A 16,321-nucleotide genomic window follows, 5' to 3' on the forward strand; every position below is an offset into this window, starting at 1 on the left:
CGGCAGGGGGCTTCCGGTCACCCCTGCCCGGGAATCCGCGCCAGCGCACGTACCGCAGCCTGCGCGAGTGCCGGGTGGGCCAGGGCCTCGTCCAGTACGGGTCTGGCGCGGGGGTCGCCCAGTGTGCCGAGTCCCTCCACGCAGGCGAGGGCCACCCGCCGGTAGGGGTCGTGGGGGCGCAGCCGCCGCTGCAGGGTGGTGATCAGTGCGGGCACGGACTCGGGGGCGCGCATCTGGACCAGCAGCCGGACCGGGTGCAGGGCATAGGCGACGCGCAGTTCGTTGGTGGCGAGCGCGGCCGCGGCCCGCGCCGTGCGCGGGTCCGCCAGCCGGGCCAGGGCGTACGCGGCGGAGGCGCAGCGCTGCGGATCACGGTGGTTGAGCAGCAGGACGAGCGCTTCGAAGGCCCGCCGGTCCCCCGCGAGCCCGAGCCGGAACGCGGCCAGCTCCCGGGCCCACAGCGGCTGCCCGGGCTCGGTGAGCACCCCGGCCAGTTCGTCCCGGTCCCCGGTCGCCACGAGCCGGTCGTACACGGCTGCTCCGCCCGACTCCTGCCGTAAGCGCTCCGTGAGTGATCGCAACTCTTCGTCCATGAAGCCGAGATTAGGCGGGTCGCCCGCCGGACGGGATGTACATCACAAATTCCGGGGCTGGCGCGCTCGTTACCCGCAGGTTAAGCTCATACGAGCGAGGCACCCCCTCGCACTTGCTTGCAGCGGCCTGGTGACGCAGCCGCCGCGAGTGCTGGTCGGTTCGGTACATCGCGTACCGCAGTACGACCCGGCTCCGGGACAGGGCCGGTCGAATCCGCCGTTCTCCGGGCGTGTGCACGCCCGGGCCACGGCACCGGGCGTGTGCGCATGGCAGCCCGGCAAACACCCGCACTCCTTTCCGCACCCGGTGCGCCCGACGGCGCACCCGGGCGCGCTTCCAGTCGTCACCCTCTTTTCTGGAGTCCCGCGATGGCCACTCCCCTGTCCGACACCCCTCTGTCCCCGTTCAAGACCATTGCCGTCGTCGGCCTCGGCACCATGGGCACCGGCATCGCCGAAGTCCTCGCCAAGGCCGGCCGCGAGGTCGTCGGCATCGACATCAGCGAGGCCGCGACCGCCAAGGCCGTCGCCACGCTGGAGGCCGCGACCGCCCGCGCCGTGGAGCGCGGCCGGCTCACCGACCAGGAGCGCACCGACGTCCTGGCCCGGGTCCGCACCTCCACCGACCTGAGTGCCGCGGCCGAAGCCGACCTCGTCATCGAGGTGGCTCCGGAGTCGTACGAGACCAAGCACCAGATCTTCCGTGCCCTCGACGAGGTCGTGCGGCCCGAGACGATCCTGGCGACCGGCACCAACGCCCTGTCCGTCACCCGGCTCGCGGCCGACTCGGCCCGTCCGGAGCGCGTGCTCGGCCTGCACTTCTTCAACCCGGCCCCGGCGATGAAGCTCGTCGAGGTGGTCTCCTCGGTGCTGACCGCGCCCGCGGCCGTCGCCGCGGTCACCGACCTCGCCGTCGAACTCGGCAAGGAGCCGGTCGCGGTGGGCGACCGGCCCGGATTCGTCGCGGACGGGCTCCTGTTCGGCTACCTCAACCAGGCGGCCGCGATGTACGAGGCGAAGTACGCCTCCCGCGAGGACATCGACGCCGCGATGCGGCTCGGCTGCGGACTGCCCATGGGCCCCCTCGCCCTGCTCGACCTGATCGGCATCGACACCGCGCGCACGGTCCTCGACGCCATGTACGCCGAGTCCCGCGACCGGCTGCACGCGCCCGCCCCGATCCTGAAGCAGCTCAGCGAGGCCGGTCTGACCGGCCGTAAGTCGGGCCGGGGCTTCTACACCTACGAGGCTCCCGGCGGCGCGACCGTCGTCCCGGACGCACTGACGCCGCTGTCCGGCGGGCTCGACATCCCCGGCCGCACCGTCCGCTCCGTCGGTGTCGCGGGCTCCGGCACCATGGCGTCCGGCATCGCCGAGGTCTTCGCCAAGGCCGGCTACGAGGTCGTCCTCGCCGCCCGCAGCGAGGAGAAGGCGCAGGCCGCCAAGGCCCGTATCGGCAAGTCGCTTTCGCGTTCTGTCGACAAGGGCCGGATGACCGCCGAGGCCGCCGCCCAGACACTTGAGCGGATCACTCCGGCCGGCTCGTACGACTCCTTCGCCGAGGTCGACCTGGCCGTGGAGGCCGTCGCCGAGGACCTGGAGATCAAGCAGCAGCTGTTCGCGACGCTGGACAAGGTCTGCAAGCCGGGGGCGGTGCTCGCCACCACGACCTCGTCGCTGCCCGTCATCGCCTGCGCCCGTGCCACGTCGCGTCCGCAGGACGTGATCGGCATGCACTTCTTCAACCCGGCGCCGGCGATGAAGCTGGTCGAGGTCGTCCGTACCGTGCTGACCGGTGACGACGTCCATTCGACGGTGCGCGAGGTCTGCGTCAAGATCAAGAAGCATGCGGTCGAGTGCGGTGACCGGGCGGGCTTCATCGTGAACGCGCTGCTGTTCCCGTACCTCAACAACGCGATCAAGATGGTCCAGGAGCACTACGCGTCCCTCGACGACATCGACGCGGCGATGAAGCTGGGCGGCGGCTACCCGATGGGCCCGTTCGAGCTCCTCGACGTGGTCGGTCTGGATGTCTCCCTGGCCATCGAGAAGGTGCTGCACCGCGAGTTCCGCGACCCTGGCCTTGCTCCGGCGCCGCTCCTGGAGCACCTGGTGGCCGCGGGCTGCCTCGGCCGCAAGACGGGCCGCGGCTTCCGCGAATATGCCCGCCGCTGACAGCGTCGGCGACTGGTTCCGAACGGAGGCGGACTGGGGCGGACTGCTCGACCCGGCCGGTGGTCCCCCGCCCGTCGAGGGCGGGGGAAACCCCGGACCTGCGCATCGAGCTGCACACATGCAGTACGTTCGGGGCATGTCCCAGCCCGCCAAGTCCTCCCGTACACCAGCTACGCCCGACGCGCCGGAAAGTGCCGCAGGCAGTCGCGCTGCCGCCCAGCGGCTCAAGATGCGCCGAGAACTGGCGGCCGCCGCGATGGAGCTGTTCGCGACCAAGGGGTACGAGGCGACCACCGTCGACGAGATCGCGGCCGCGGCCGGGGTCGCCCGCCGCACCTTCTTCCGCCACTTCCGCTCCAAGGAAGAGGCGATCTTCCCGGACCACGACGACACACTGATCCGCGCCGAGGCGGTGCTCAACGCGGCTCCCGCGCACGAGCATCCGCTCGACACGGTGTGCCGCGGCATCAAGGAAGTCATGCGGATGTACGCGGCCCGCCCGGAGATCTCGGTCGCCCGCTACAAGCTCACGCGCGAGGTGCCCACCCTGCGCGAGGCGGAGATCGCATCGGTGGCCCGCTACGAGCGCCTCTTCACCCGTTACCTCCTCGGCCACTTCGACGAGCACGCCCATGACGACGACGCCAACGACGACCCTCTGCTGGCCGAGGTCGCCGCGTCCGCGGTGGTCACCGCCCACAACCATGTGCTGCGGCGCTGGCTGCGGGCGGGCGGCCAGGGAGACGTGGAGGCCCAGCTGGACCACGCCTTCGCGATCGTCCGCAAGACCTTCGGGACGGGGATCGGCGCCGGGCGCGGCACGGCCCCTCAGCCGGCCGCCGCGACGGCCTCCACCCAGGGCGAGGTCCTGGTGACGGTCGCTCGTACCGACGCACCGCTCGATGAGGTCATGCGGACCATCGAGGAGGCGCTCAAGGTCCGCTGACACCCCTTCCGCGACCTCTTTCCGACTGTGATGACGGCCACCCCACGGGGTGGCCGTTTTGGCATGTCAGAGCACCTTTTCAGGCAACTTTCAGAGCCCGTTCGATCGATCATCGCTCATGTGTTACGTAAAGATTTCACCTGAGAGCAAGTTCTGGCACTCAGTGCCTTGCGGGGTGACACGCGGTGTCATACGTTGAAGGAGTCCGGGCGGCCGGCGTGCAGAGACCATGCGTACGCCGGCTGTCCCCGCAAGCCGATGGCTCGCGCGCCCGGACGCCTGCGTCACAGGCAACCTCCCGCGCCACAAAGCGCTGCCGAAGCTCCACCCCAGCCGAACCGACGGCAACACACACCCTCTCAGCAGCACCGACGTAACCCTCAGCGTCTCCCCTCAAGACGCCATTCGCCGGAGGCAACACCGTGACCGTGAAGGACATCCTGGACGCGATCCAGTCGCCGGACTCGACTCCGGCCGACTTCGCCGCTCTGCCGCTCCCCGAGTCGTATCGCGCGATCACCGTGCACAAGGACGAGACGGAGATGTTCGCGGGCCTGGAGACCCGCGACAAGGACCCGCGCAAGTCGACCCACCTCGACGAGGTGGCGCTGCCCGAGCTCGGCCCGGGCGAGGCCCTGGTGGCCGTGATGGCCTCCTCGGTCAACTACAACTCGGTGTGGACCTCGATCTTCGAGCCGCTGCCGACCTTCGGCTTCCTGGAGCGCTACGGCAAGCTCTCCGAGCTCACCAAGCGGCACGACCTGCCGTACCACATCATCGGCTCCGACCTCGCGGGCGTCGTGCTGCGCACCGGGCCGGGCGTCAACGCCTGGAAGCCCGGTGACGAGGTCGTCGCGCACTGCCTGTCCGTCGAGCTGGAGTCCAGCGACGGCCACAACGACACGATGCTCGACCCCGAGCAGCGCATCTGGGGCTTCGAGACCAACTTCGGCGGCCTCGCCGAGATCGCGCTCGTCAAGTCCAACCAGCTGATGCCCAAGCCGGGTCACCTCAGCTGGGAGGAGGCAGCCGCTCCCGGTCTGGTCAACTCCACCGCGTACCGGCAGCTGGTCTCCCGCAACGGCGCCGGCATGAAGCAGGGCGACAACGTCCTGATCTGGGGCGCGAGCGGCGGACTCGGCTCGTACGCCACGCAGTTCGCGCTGGCCGGCGGCGCCAACCCGATCTGTGTCGTCTCCAGCGACCAGAAGGCGGACATCTGCCGCTCGATGGGCGCCGAGGCGATCATCGACCGCAACGCCGAGGGCTACAAGTTCTGGAAGGACGAGAACACCCAGGACCCGAAGGAGTGGAAGCGCTTCGGCAAGCGCATCCGCGAGCTGACCGGCGGCGAGGACGTCGACATCGTCTTCGAGCACCCGGGCCGGGAGACCTTCGGCGCCTCCGTCTACGTCACCCGCAAGGGCGGCACCATCGTCACCTGCGCCTCCACCTCGGGGTACAACCACGAGTACGACAACCGCTACCTGTGGATGTCCCTGAAGCGGATCATCGGCTCGCACTTCGCCAACTACCGTGAGGCCTGGGAGGCCAACCGCCTCATCGCGAAGGGCAAGATCCACCCGACCCTCTCCAAGGTCTACTCCCTGGAGGACACCGGGCAGGCCGCGTACGACGTGCACCGCAATCTCCACCAGGGCAAGGTCGGCGTCCTGTGCCTCGCCCCCGAGGAGGGCCTGGGCGTGCGCGACGAGGAGATGCGCGCCCGGCACATCGACGCCATCAACCGCTTCCGCAACATCTGAGAGGCGTCCATGAGTGAGCGTCAGTCGCCGCAGGCGCAAAGGGAAAGGGACCGGCCGTGGTTGATGCGCACCTACGCCGGTCACTCCACGGCCGAGGCGTCCAACGAGCTGTACCGGCGCAACCTCGCCAAGGGCCAGACCGGCCTGTCGGTGGCGTTCGACCTGCCGACGCAGACCGGCTACGACCCCGATCACATCCTCGCCCGCGGCGAGGTCGGCCGGGTCGGGGTCCCGGTCTCGCACCTCGGTGACATGCGCCGGCTGTTCCAGGACATCCCCCTGGAGCAGATGAACACCTCGATGACCATCAACGCCACCGCCATGTGGCTGCTGGCGCTCTACCAGGTCGTCGCGGAGGAGCAGGGCGCGGACATCACCAAGCTCCAGGGCACGACCCAGAACGACATCGTCAAGGAGTACCTGTCGCGGGGCACGCATGTGTTCCCGCCGGGACCCTCGCTCCGGCTGACGACGGACATGATCGCGTACACGGTCTCCCACATCCCGAAGTGGAACCCGATCAACATCTGCAGCTACCACCTGCAGGAGGCCGGGGCCACGCCGGTGCAGGAGATCGCGTACGCGATGTCCACCGCGATCGCCGTCCTCGACGCCGTGCGCGACTCCGGCCAGGTGCCGCAGGAGCGCATGGGCGACGTGGTCGCCCGCATCTCCTTCTTCGTGAACGCGGGCGTCCGCTTCGTCGAGGAGATGTGCAAGATGCGGGCCTTCGGGCGGATCTGGGACAAGATCACCCGCGAGCGGTACGGCATCGAGAACCCCAAGCAGCGCCGGTTCCGGTACGGCGTCCAGGTCAACTCCCTCGGTCTGACCGAGGCGCAGCCGGAGAACAACGTCCAGCGGATCGTCCTGGAGATGCTGGCCGTGACCCTCTCCAAGGACGCACGCGCGCGTGCCGTCCAGCTTCCGGCCTGGAACGAGGCCCTCGGCCTGCCCCGCCCCTGGGACCAGCAGTGGTCCCTGCGCATCCAGCAGGTGCTGGCGCACGAGAGCGACCTGCTGGACTACGAGGACATCTTCGAGGGCTCGCACGTCATCGAGGCGAAGGTGGCCCAGCTGGTCGAGGACTCCCTCGCCGAGATCGACCGGATCCAGGAGATGGGCGGCGCGATGGCCGCCGTCGAGTCCGGCTACCTCAAGTCGCAGCTCGTCGCCTCGCACGCCGAGCGCCGGGGGCGTATCGAGTCCGGGCAGGAGAAGATCGTCGGCGTCAACATCTTCGAGACGACCGAGCCCAACCCGCTGACCGCGGACCTGGACACCGCGATCCAGACGGTCGACCCGGCGGTCGAGGCCCGGGTCGTCGAGGCGATCGGACACTGGCGCGACACCCGCTACCAGCCGCCCTTCAACCACCCGCGTCCGTGCAAGGCGCTGGAGCGGCTGAAGGAGGCCGCTAAGGGCACCGGCAACCTCATGGAGGCCACCCTGGAGTGCGCCCGCGCCGGGGTGACCACCGGCGAATGGGCCGGCGCGCTGCGGGAGGTGTTCGGCGAGTTCCGCGCCCCGACGGGCGTCTCGTCGGCGCCGGTGGCCGTCCCCGCCGAGCAGGGCTCGGCCCTCGCCGAGGTGCGCGCCAAGGTGGATGCCACCGCCCGCGACCTGGGCTCCGGCAAGCTGCGCTTCCTGGTCGGCAAGCCGGGCCTGGACGGGCACTCCAACGGCGCCGAGCAGATCGCCGTGCGGGCCCGTGACGCCGGGTTCGAGGTGGTCTACCAGGGCATACGCCTGACGCCCGAGCAGATCGTGGACGCGGCCCTCGCCGAGGACGTGCACGCGGTCGGCCTGTCCATCCTCTCCGGCTCGCACGCCCAGCTGGTGCCGGACGTGCTGGAGCGGCTGCGTGTGGCCGGTGCCACAGATATACCGGTGATCGCCGGTGGCATCATCCCGAATGGTGACGCCGAACAGCTCCGGGCCGCCGGAGTGGCCGCGGTCTTCACCCCGAAGGACTTCGACATCACCGGAATCATCGGCCGCATCGTCGACGAGATCCGGAAAGCGAACAAGCTCGACCCCCTGGAGGTCCCCGCATGACCACGGTCAACCGCCTTCGCCCCCGGCGTTCCTGCCTGGCGGTACCGGGCTCGAACCCGCGCTTCCTGGAGAAGGCCCAGGGCCTCCCCGCCGACCAGGTCTTCCTGGACCTCGAGGACGCGTGCGCGCCGCTCGCCAAGCCCGAGGCGCGGCACACCATCGTCAAGTTCCTCAACGAGGGCGACTGGACGGGCAAGACGCGCGTCGTGCGCGTCAACGACTGGACGACCGAGTGGACGTACCGCGATGTCGTCACGGTCGTCGAGGGCGCGGGCCCGAACCTCGACTGCATCATGCTGCCGAAGGTGCAGAACGCCGAGCAGATCGTCGCCCTGGACCTGCTGCTGACGCAGATCGAGAAGACGATGGGCTTCGAGGTCGGCAAGATCGGCATCGAGGCGCAGATCGAGAACGCGCAGGGCCTCAACAACGTCAACGCGATCGCGACGGCCTCCCAGCGCGTCGAGACGATCATCTTCGGCCCGGCCGACTTCATGGCGTCGATCAACATGAAGTCGCTGGTCGTGGGCGAGCAGCCGCCCGGCTACCCGGCGGACGCCTATCACTACATCCTGATGAAGATCCTGATGGCCGCGCGCGCCAACAACCTCCAGGCGATCGACGGCCCCTACCTGCAGATCCGCAACATCGACGGCTACCGCGCGGTGGCTCAGCGCGCCGCGGCCCTCGGTTTCGACGGCAAGTGGGTGCTGCACCCGGGCCAGGTCGAGGCGTCCAACGAGATCTTCTCGCCCTCCCAGGAGGACTACGACCACGCCGAGCTGATCCTGGACGCGTACGACTACTACACGTCCGAGGCGGGCGGCAAGAAGGGCTCGGCGATGCTCGGCGACGAGATGATCGACGAGGCCAGCCGCAAGATGGCGCTGGTCATCTCCGGCAAGGGCCGCGCCGCCGGCATGCAGCGGACCAGCAAGTTCGAGACCCCCGTCAGCTAAGGAGCCCTGAGCGCGATGCAGTTCGGACGCACCTACGAGGAGTTCGAGGTCGGGGCGACGTACAAGCACTGGCCGGGCAAGACGGTCACGGAGTACGACGACCACCTGTTCTGTCTCCTCACCATGAACCACCACCCGCTCCACATGGACACCAACTATGCGGAGAAGACGACGGACTTCGGCAAGAACGTCGTCGTCGGGAACTACATCTACTCGCTGCTCCTCGGCATGTCCGTGCCGGACATCTCCGGCAAGGCGATCGCCAACCTGGAGATCGAGTCGCTCAAGCACGTGGCGCCGACCTTCCACGGCGACACGATCTACGGCGAGACGACCGTGCTCGACAAGTGGCCGTCCAAGTCGAAGAACGACCGCGGCATCGTCTACGTCGAGACCAAGGGCTACAAGCAGGACGGCACCCTGGTGTGCGTGTTCCGCCGCAAGGTCATGGTCCCCACCGAGACCTACATCAAGGAGCGCGGCGGCGAGCAGCCCGGCCGCCCGGAGCTGAACGCCCCTTCGGAAAAGACGGAGAAGTAGAGATGGCGCGCCTCGCCCAGACCGCCGGTCTGACGGACATCCAGCAGGAGATCCTCTCCACCGTCCGCGACTTCGTGGACAAGGAGATCATCCCGGTCGCGACCGAGCTGGAGCACCGCGACGAGTACCCGCAAGCGATCGTCGACGGCCTGAAGGAACTCGGCCTGTTCGGCCTGATGATCCCCGAGGAGTACGGGGGCCTGGGCGAGTCGCTCCTGACCTACGCGCTGTGCGTGGAGGAGATCGCCCGCGGCTGGATGTCGGTGTCCGGCATCATCAACACGCACTTCATCGTGGCGTACATGCTCAAGCAGCACGGCACGCAGGAGCAGAAGGACCACTTCCTGCCGAGGATGGCCGCCGGCGACATCCGCGGCGCCTTCTCGATGTCGGAGCCGGCCCTGGGCTCCGATGTGTCGGCCATCACGTCGAAGGCCGTCAAGGACGGCGACGAGTACGTCCTCAACGGCCAGAAGATGTGGCTCACGAACGGCGGCACGTCCTCTCTGGTCGCCGTTCTGGTGCGAAGTGACGAAGGACACCCTGAGGGCACCGCGCCCCACAAGTCGATGACGACCTTCCTCGTCGAGAAGGAGCCCGGCTTCGGAGAGGTCCGCCCCGGCCTCACCATCCCGGGGAAGATCGACAAGATGGGCTACAAGGGCGTCGACACCACCGAGCTCATCATGGATGGCCTGCGGATTCCGGCCGATCGCGTGCTCGGGGGCGTCACCGGCCGAGGTTTTTACCACATGATGGACGGCGTGGAAGTCGGCCGCGTCAACGTGGCGGCGCGTGGCTGTGGCGTCGCTCAGCGTGCGTTCGAGCTCGGCGTCCAGTACGCCCAGCAGCGTCACACTTTCGGCAAGCCGATCGCCCAGCACCAGGCCATCCAGTTCAAGCTGGCGGAGATGGCTACCAAGGTCGAGGCGGCGCATGCCATGATGGTGAACGCGGCTCGCAAAAAGGACTCCGGGGAACGAAACGACCTCGAGGCTGGGATGGCGAAGTACCTCGCCTCCGAGTACTGCAAGGAGGTCGTGGAGGACGCCTTCCGGATCCACGGCGGCTACGGCTTCTCCAAGGAGTACGAGATCGAGCGCCTCTACCGTGAGGCTCCGATGCTGCTGATCGGCGAAGGTACCGCCGAGATCCAGAAAATGATCATCGGTCGCAGGTTGCTCGAAGAGTATCGGTTCCAGGGCTGAAAGTTCGGTTACGGGGTGTTTTCTTGGAGAAGAAGATCACACCCCGTCAACACTCTTCGGCCTCCGACTCGGCTTCCCGGCTTGCCCAGTTGTGGCCCGCGACCGGTACCATCCCGGGAAAGCCGCCGTCCCCCATTGCAGCGCGGCATCGTCCGCTACGAAGGTCATCCATGCCCCACAGCCAAACCCCTGCACTTCGCGACAGCCTGGTCGGCGTACGCCTTGCGCGTGGAGCATCGCCGTGGCTTCTCCCGACCGTCGCCACCGCAGCCCTCAGCCTGGCCCGCGCACGCCGCTCCGGCGCCGCCAAGGCCGTGGCCGTGCCCGCCACCGCGCTCGCGGCGGGCATGCTGTGGTTCTTCCGCGACCCCGAGCGCGAGATCGCCCCGGGCCGGGTCATCTCGCCCGCCGACGGTGTGGTGCAGAGCATCATGCCGTGGAAGGACGGACGCACCCGCGTCGCGATCTTCATGAGCCCGCTCAACGTGCACGTCAACCGCGCCCCCCTCTCCGGAACGGTCACGTCCGTCGAGCACATCCCCGGCGGGTTCGTTCCGGCGTTCAACAAGGAGAGCGAGAACAACGAGCGCGTAGTCTGGCACTTCGACACCGAGCTCGGCGACATCGAGATGATCCAGATCGCCGGTGCGGTCGCCCGCCGTATCGTCCCCTACGTGCCCCAGGGCACCAAGGTCGAGCAGGGTGACCGGATCGGGCTGATCCGGTTCGGCTCACGCGTCGACATCTACCTGCCGGAGGGCGTGGACGTCGCGGTCGAGGTCGGCCAGAAGACCGTGGCTGGGGTGACTCGCATTGACCGTGATTGATCCGCAGACACAGCAAACGGGCTGGGTGCCCGAGGCCGACGAGGTGGACGACGAGGAGGAGATGCCGCTGTCGCTCCGCCTGTCGATAGCGGACACCCTGACGCTCGGCAACGCCACATGCGGCTTCATGGCGGTGTACTTCACCACCACCGGCATCCTCATCCCGCACCTCACGGGCAGCCAGGAGTCCGGCATGGCCCGCCACAGCGCGGCCACGGCGGTCATCCTGATGCTGTGCGCGGCGGTCTTCGACCTGTTCGACGGGCTCGTGGCGCGCAAGCTGCGCTCCTCCCCCATGGGAGCGGAGCTGGACAACCTCTCCGACCTGATCAGCTTCGGCCTGGCCCCGGCGTACTTCGTCCTGGTCTACGGCATGGTCGCGGACGACGCGCACCAGCGCGTGGCGGCGGTGGGGGCGATCGTGGTGCTCCTGGCCGTGGTGCTGCGTCTGGCCCGCTTCTCGTGCGTGACGGTCAAGGACGGCACGTTCCAGGGCATGCCGTCGCCGTTCGGCGCGCTGACCGTGGTGTCGATCGTGCTCCTCGAGCTGCCCTTCGTGGCGACGCTGCTGGCGATCCTGGGCACGGCCTGGCTGATGGTGAGCCGCGTCGAGTACCCCAAGCCCCGGGGACGGCTCGCCGTGGCGATGCTCTCCTGGATCGTCCTGTCCATGGGCCTGCTGGCGGCGTGGGCGTTCGACGCCCCGAGCGGCCAGCTGCTCCTCCAGACGGGCTGCGCCCTCCAACTGGTCATGGGCGCGGTGATCCCGCTGTTCGCCACGGCCCGCCGGGTGAACAACTTCCGCGACAACAGGCGCGAGGCACGAACGGCACAGCTGCCGTAGCGGTTGCACGACCTGGGGTAGGGCCCCCGAGCCACTCGGCTCGGGGGCCCTACGTCTGTTCACTCAGGGCCTGGGGCATTGTTGCCCGGCTGCGGGTTCGTAGGGCGTTTCCGATCGGGTCGGGACACTGCCGCGTTGCTCGGGCCGAGCCCCGCCCCGTTGCCGGCGGACCGGTCATTGAAGGAAGTCGCGGGCGATCTGTTCCGCCACCCGTTCCAGGATCGGTCCCGCGTCCGCGATGCACTTCGCCATGTCCGGCTCGGCCTCCGTCAGCGGGTAGGCCCGCCGGATACCGGCCCGGCCCAGCTCCTGGGGCGGCAGGGCGAGCCGGCCGCACACCGCGACGACCTCCTTGTCCGCCGCGCGCGCCGCGGCCGCGACGCCGGCCGGGGCCTTGCCGTGGAGCGTCTGCTCGTCCAGGGAGCCCTCGCCGGTGATCACCAGCGTCGCCACTTCCAGAGCGGGTGCGAAGCCCAGCACCTCCAGCATCACCTCGATGCCGGGGCGGAACCGGGCGCCGAGGAGCAGAGCAGCGAACCCGATGCCGCCCGCCGCGCCCGCGCCCGGCGAGGCGGCGTACTCGGCGGCCTTCGGCCCGACCGTCTCCTCCAGCACCACCACAAATTTGCCGAGCGCCGCGTCCAGCGCCTCCACGTCCTCCGGTACCGCGCCCTTCTGCGGGCCGTACACCGCGGGTGCGCCCTTCGGTCCGGTCAGCGGATTGTCGACATCACTCGCGAGGATGAACTCGACCGAGCCGAGCCGCGGGTCCACGCCCGACAGATCGGCCGAGGCCAGATCGGCGAGGCCGCCGCCGCCCGGCGCCACCGGCTCCCCCTCCGCGTCGAGGAACCGTGCCCCCAGCGCGGACAGCATCCCGGCTCCGCCGTCCGTGGTCGCGCTGCCGCCGACCCCGAACACGATCGTCCGGGCTCCCGCGTCCAGCGCGGCCCGCAGCAGTTCTCCGGAGCCGTACGTCGATGCCGTCAGCGGGGCGAAGACGCCCCCGGGCAGCCGCTGCAGCCCGCTCGCCTCCGCCATCTCCACGACCGCCGTCCCGCCGCGCAGCGCGAACGCGGCCGTCACCTCGTCGCCGACGGGCCCGGTGACCCGTACCTCCCGCCGCTCGAAACCCGCCGCGACCGCAGCGTCCACCGTTCCGTCGCCGCCGTCGGCCACGGGCAGCGCCTCGACCCCGACGTCCGGGACGACCCGGCGCAGCCCCGCCGTCACCCGCTCGGCGACCTGCACCGCCGTCAGCGAGCCCTTGAACTTGTCCGCGGCGATGAGCACCCGATGTGCCGACCGGGCCTTCGATGGTCCGTTCACTGCAGCGTCCGCCACCTTGCATTCCCCTTGCTCTCCGGGCCCTCACGCATGGTCAGGGCCAGTCGCGCCGATGCGACCCTAACCGGAGCGCGCCCCCGTCGTCATGCCCCGACCGCGCCCTGGTACAACCCTGACTGCTCCCTTTGCGCCCCCGTCCGGAACCGGCGCGGGCGTCCCGGAAATCGGGTAAACCGGAGCTATGACCCCTGTGGGCATTGAGCCAGAGCTCGCCGACCGCGTCCTCGGGGGCTGGCTGGGCCGGATCGCGGGCAACATGCTCGGCAAGCCGGTCGAGCAGGGCGACCTGTGGACGCGGGACCGTATCGACCAGTACCTGCGGCAGGCCGCCGCCCTGCCCCTCACCGACTACCTTCCCGAACCGGTCGGCGACGACGGCTTCGAGCTGCGCCCCGAATGGCGCCAGTGCGTGCGCGGCCGTATCCACGGCAGCTGCCGCGACGACGACGTCGACTACGCCATCCTCGGCCTCGACCTCCTGGAGACCCATGGCTTCGGCTTCAGCACGGAGCAGGTGGGCGATCTGTGGCTGCTGCGGCTGCCGTATCTGCAGACCTTCACGGCGGAGCGGGCGGCGTACCGGAACCTCGCCAACGGCCTCAAGCCACCGCTGACGGCCACCTACGACAACCCGTACCAGGAATGGATCGGCGCCCTGATCCGTGCCGACATCTACGGCTGGACGTGCCCGGGCGTCCCGCGCCGCGCCGCCTCCCTCGCCCGCCGGGACGCGGTCCTGTCCCACACCGGCAACGGCGTGTACGGCGCGATGTGGGCGGCGGCGCTGATCTCGGCGGCCTTCGAGGCGCCGACGGTCCGGCACGCGGTCGACGAGGCGCTGACCGTCATCCCGGCGAGCAGCCGCCTCGCCCGCACCGTGCGCCGGGTCGTCTCCCTCCACGACACCCGGATGACCTGGGAGGACACGCTCACGACGATGGCCGAGGAGACCGTGGGGCTCGGCTGGATCCACACGGTCCCGAACGCCGCGGTGCTCACCGCCGGGCTTCTGTACGGCGACGGCGACTTCACCCGGACCATCACGCTCACCGTTCGCGGCGGCCTGGACACCGACTCCAACGGCGCGACCGCGGGCTCGGTGACCGGCGTACTGACGGGCGCGGACGCCATCCCGGCCCAGTGGAAGGACCCCCTGGAGGACACGGTGCGCAGCGCGGTGTTCGGCTTCGACGGGATGCGGATCAGCGAGCTGGCGGAGCGGACGGTGCGCCTGGTGGAGTCGGACGGGGAGGCTGTGTGACGGCAGGAGGGCGAGGCTTCATGAGCCGGTGCTTCATGAGCCGGTGCTTCATGAGCCGGTGCTTCATGAGCCGGTGCTTCATGAGCCGGTGCTTCATGAGCGAGTACGGGCGCCCGGTGGGCCCCCCTGCGCTGGTTACGCTTCCTGGATGACCACCACCGAAGACTTCGCCACGTACATCGCGGGTCTGCCCCGCGTCCTCGCCGGGGCCGCCGCGCTCTTCCGTGACGCCGGCGACCGGGTGCTGCTCGTCGAGCCCAACTACCGGGAGGGCTGGGCGCTTCCGGGTGGCACCATCGAGTCCGACGAGGGCGAGACCCCGCGCCAGGGCGCGCGCCGCGAGACCGCCGAGGAGATCGGGCTCGACCGGGAGCTCGGCCGGCTGCTCGCGGTGGACTGGGTGCACGGGACGGCGCGGCCGCCGCTGGTGGCGTATCTGTACGACGGCGGAGTCCTCGGCGAGGACGACCTCAAGGCGATCCGGCTGCAGGAGGCGGAGCTGCTGTCCTGGCGGCTCGTGGCGCGCGAGGAGCTCACCGGGTACCTCCCCGGCGCGCTGGGCCGCCGTGTCCTGGCCGCGCTCGATGTCCTGACCGAGGGCACGGGCACGGCGGAGCTGGAGAACGGCCACCAGGTCGGCTGACGCCGAATCACCGCGCAGGCGACGGAGGCCGCCACGAGGAGGAGAGAGCGATGACCGAACGAATGGGCAGGGTGATCTGCGACATCACGATCTCGGCCGACGGGTACTCGGCCGGGCTCAATCAGACCGAGGAACGCCCGTTCGGCGACGACGGCGGCGACGGCTGGGGCGACAAGCTGCACGCCTGGATGTTCGAGAATCCCGACGAGAACCGGGCCGAGGTCGACCGGATGACCGCCGCCAAGGCATTCGTCATGGGGCGCAACATGTTCGGCCCCGTGCGTGGCGAGTGGGACCGGCAGTGGAACGGCTGGTGGGGCGACGATCCGCCGTTCCACGCCCCGGTGTTCGTGCTCACCCACTACGCGCGCGAGCCACAGCCGATGGACGGCGGCACCACGTACTACTTCGTCACCGACGGAATCGAGTCGGCACTGGCACGGGCACACGAGGCGGCCGGCGACGGCGACGTCGCGATCCAGGGCGGCGCGACCACCGTCAACCAGTACCTCGCCGCCGGCCTGATCGACGAGCTGCGGCTGCATCTCGTGCCGCTCACGCTCGGCGCCGGCACGCGGCTGTTCGAGGGCGTCCCCCCGCTGAAACTGGAGCAAGTCAGGTCGCGGTCGGCGAGCAGGGTCACGCACGCCACCTATCGCGTGCTGTCCTGAGCCGGAGGGCGTTACGGGAGCCGGGCGTGCAGGAGGCAGAATTCGTTGCCTTCCGGGTCGGCCAGGACGTGCCAGTTCTCGGTTCCGCTCTGGCCGACGTCGGCGGGCCTGGCGCCGAGAGCGAGCAGCCGCTCCAGCTCGGCATCCTGGTCGCGGTCGGTGGCGTTGATGTCGATGTGCAGTCGGAGCTTCCCGGTCCGCGGGTCGCTGCTGGGGCTGAGGACGAGGATGGGTTGCGGGCCGCCGAAGCCGGCGTCGGGCGGCCCGATCTCGATGCTTCCGTCGTCCTCCCGGCCGAGTTCGACGTAGCCGAGGACGTCGCTCCAGAACGCGGCGAGCCGGTCGGGGTCGGCGCAGTCGATGACCAGCTCACTGATGCGGCATGCCATGCCCGTCAGTGTACGGAGACCGTCGTGCTCGCCGGAGTCACGGCGGGGCGAGGGACCGCATCGAATTCCACTCGCTCCGAGCAGGCAGGCGTCC

General features: G+C 69.7%; 15 protein-coding genes. 12 read left to right on the top strand and 3 right to left on the bottom strand.

Features of this window, described 5'->3' with window-relative positions; all coding sequences use genetic code 11:
• Positions 1–17 precede the first annotated feature (17 nt).
• Positions 18–593, bottom strand: coding sequence for an adenylosuccinate lyase (locus F7R91_RS03120; protein ID WP_150944212.1), 576 nt, complete (start codon positions 591–593; stop codon positions 18–20).
• 369 nt (positions 594–962) lie between these two features.
• Between F7R91_RS03120 and F7R91_RS03125 the strand changes: the two genes are divergently transcribed.
• From F7R91_RS03125 to pssA, 9 genes are all read left to right on the top strand, one after another.
• Positions 963–2,768, top strand: a complete 1,806-nt coding sequence (locus F7R91_RS03125; protein ID WP_150944214.1) for a 3-hydroxyacyl-CoA dehydrogenase family protein — start codon at positions 963–965, stop codon at positions 2,766–2,768.
• 136 nt (positions 2,769–2,904) lie between these two features.
• Positions 2,905–3,714, top strand: coding sequence for a TetR family transcriptional regulator (locus tag F7R91_RS03130; protein ID WP_191971321.1), 810 nt, complete (start codon positions 2,905–2,907; stop codon positions 3,712–3,714).
• 428 nt (positions 3,715–4,142) lie between these two features.
• Positions 4,143–5,480 carry a crotonyl-CoA carboxylase/reductase gene (ccrA, locus tag F7R91_RS03135; protein ID WP_191971348.1) on the top strand — a complete coding sequence of 446 codons (1,338 nt, stop codon included), beginning with the start codon at positions 4,143–4,145 and terminating at the stop codon, positions 5,478–5,480.
• 9 nt (positions 5,481–5,489) lie between these two features.
• Entirely contained in the window at positions 5,490–7,538 is a 2,049-nt protein-coding gene (locus tag F7R91_RS03140) for a protein meaA (RefSeq protein WP_150944221.1), read from the top strand.
• Positions 7,535–8,497, top strand: a complete 963-nt coding sequence (locus F7R91_RS03145; protein WP_150944223.1) for an HpcH/HpaI aldolase/citrate lyase family protein — start codon at positions 7,535–7,537, stop codon at positions 8,495–8,497. Before F7R91_RS03140 ends, F7R91_RS03145 begins: the two co-directional genes overlap by 4 nt.
• 15 nt (positions 8,498–8,512) lie before the next feature.
• Positions 8,513–9,037, top strand: coding sequence for a MaoC family dehydratase (locus tag F7R91_RS03150; protein WP_093719644.1), 525 nt, complete (start codon positions 8,513–8,515; stop codon positions 9,035–9,037).
• A gap of 2 nt (positions 9,038–9,039) precedes the next feature.
• Entirely contained in the window at positions 9,040–10,245 is a 1,206-nt protein-coding gene (locus tag F7R91_RS03155) for an acyl-CoA dehydrogenase family protein (RefSeq protein WP_150944225.1), read from the top strand.
• A gap of 170 nt (positions 10,246–10,415) precedes the next feature.
• Positions 10,416–11,072 (top strand): phosphatidylserine decarboxylase, encoded by a 657-nt coding sequence (locus F7R91_RS03160; RefSeq protein WP_150944227.1) that lies wholly within the window; start codon positions 10,416–10,418, stop codon positions 11,070–11,072.
• A gap of 25 nt (positions 11,073–11,097) precedes the next feature.
• Positions 11,098–11,916, top strand: a complete 819-nt coding sequence (gene pssA / locus F7R91_RS03165) for a CDP-diacylglycerol--serine O-phosphatidyltransferase (protein WP_150944800.1) — start codon at positions 11,098–11,100, stop codon at positions 11,914–11,916.
• Between the two features lie 174 nt (positions 11,917–12,090).
• On the opposite strand, the gene F7R91_RS03170 is transcribed toward pssA, so the two are convergent.
• Positions 12,091–13,209 (bottom strand): glycerate kinase, encoded by a 1,119-nt coding sequence (locus tag F7R91_RS03170; protein WP_150944803.1) that lies wholly within the window; start codon positions 13,207–13,209, stop codon positions 12,091–12,093.
• 235 nt (positions 13,210–13,444) lie between these two features.
• Between F7R91_RS03170 and F7R91_RS03175 the strand changes: the two genes are divergently transcribed.
• The 3 genes from F7R91_RS03175 to F7R91_RS03190 all read left to right on the top strand — a co-directional run bounded on the left by F7R91_RS03175 (position 13,445) and on the right by F7R91_RS03190 (position 15,838).
• Positions 13,445–14,524 carry an ADP-ribosylglycohydrolase family protein gene (locus tag F7R91_RS03175; RefSeq protein ID WP_150944230.1) on the top strand — a complete coding sequence of 360 codons (1,080 nt, stop codon included), beginning with the start codon at positions 13,445–13,447 and terminating at the stop codon, positions 14,522–14,524.
• A 148-nt stretch (positions 14,525–14,672) separates the two neighbouring features.
• The gene (locus F7R91_RS03185; RefSeq protein WP_150944232.1) at positions 14,673–15,167 is read left to right on the top strand and encodes an NUDIX domain-containing protein; all 495 of its coding nucleotides are present in this window, start codon (positions 14,673–14,675) and stop codon (positions 15,165–15,167) included.
• A gap of 50 nt (positions 15,168–15,217) precedes the next feature.
• On the top strand, positions 15,218–15,838 hold the full coding sequence (locus F7R91_RS03190) for a dihydrofolate reductase family protein (protein ID WP_150944234.1): 621 nt from the start codon (positions 15,218–15,220) through the stop codon (positions 15,836–15,838).
• Positions 15,839–15,849: 11 nt separating this feature from the next.
• On the opposite strand, the gene F7R91_RS03195 is transcribed toward F7R91_RS03190, so the two are convergent.
• Positions 15,850–16,227 carry a VOC family protein gene (locus tag F7R91_RS03195; protein ID WP_150944236.1) on the bottom strand — a complete coding sequence of 126 codons (378 nt, stop codon included), beginning with the start codon at positions 16,225–16,227 and terminating at the stop codon, positions 15,850–15,852.
• Positions 16,228–16,321 lie beyond the last annotated feature (94 nt).

The organism is Streptomyces luteolifulvus (genome assembly GCF_008806595.1).
GTDB classification, from domain to species: Bacteria; Actinomycetota; Actinomycetes; order Streptomycetales; family Streptomycetaceae; genus Streptomyces; species Streptomyces luteolifulvus.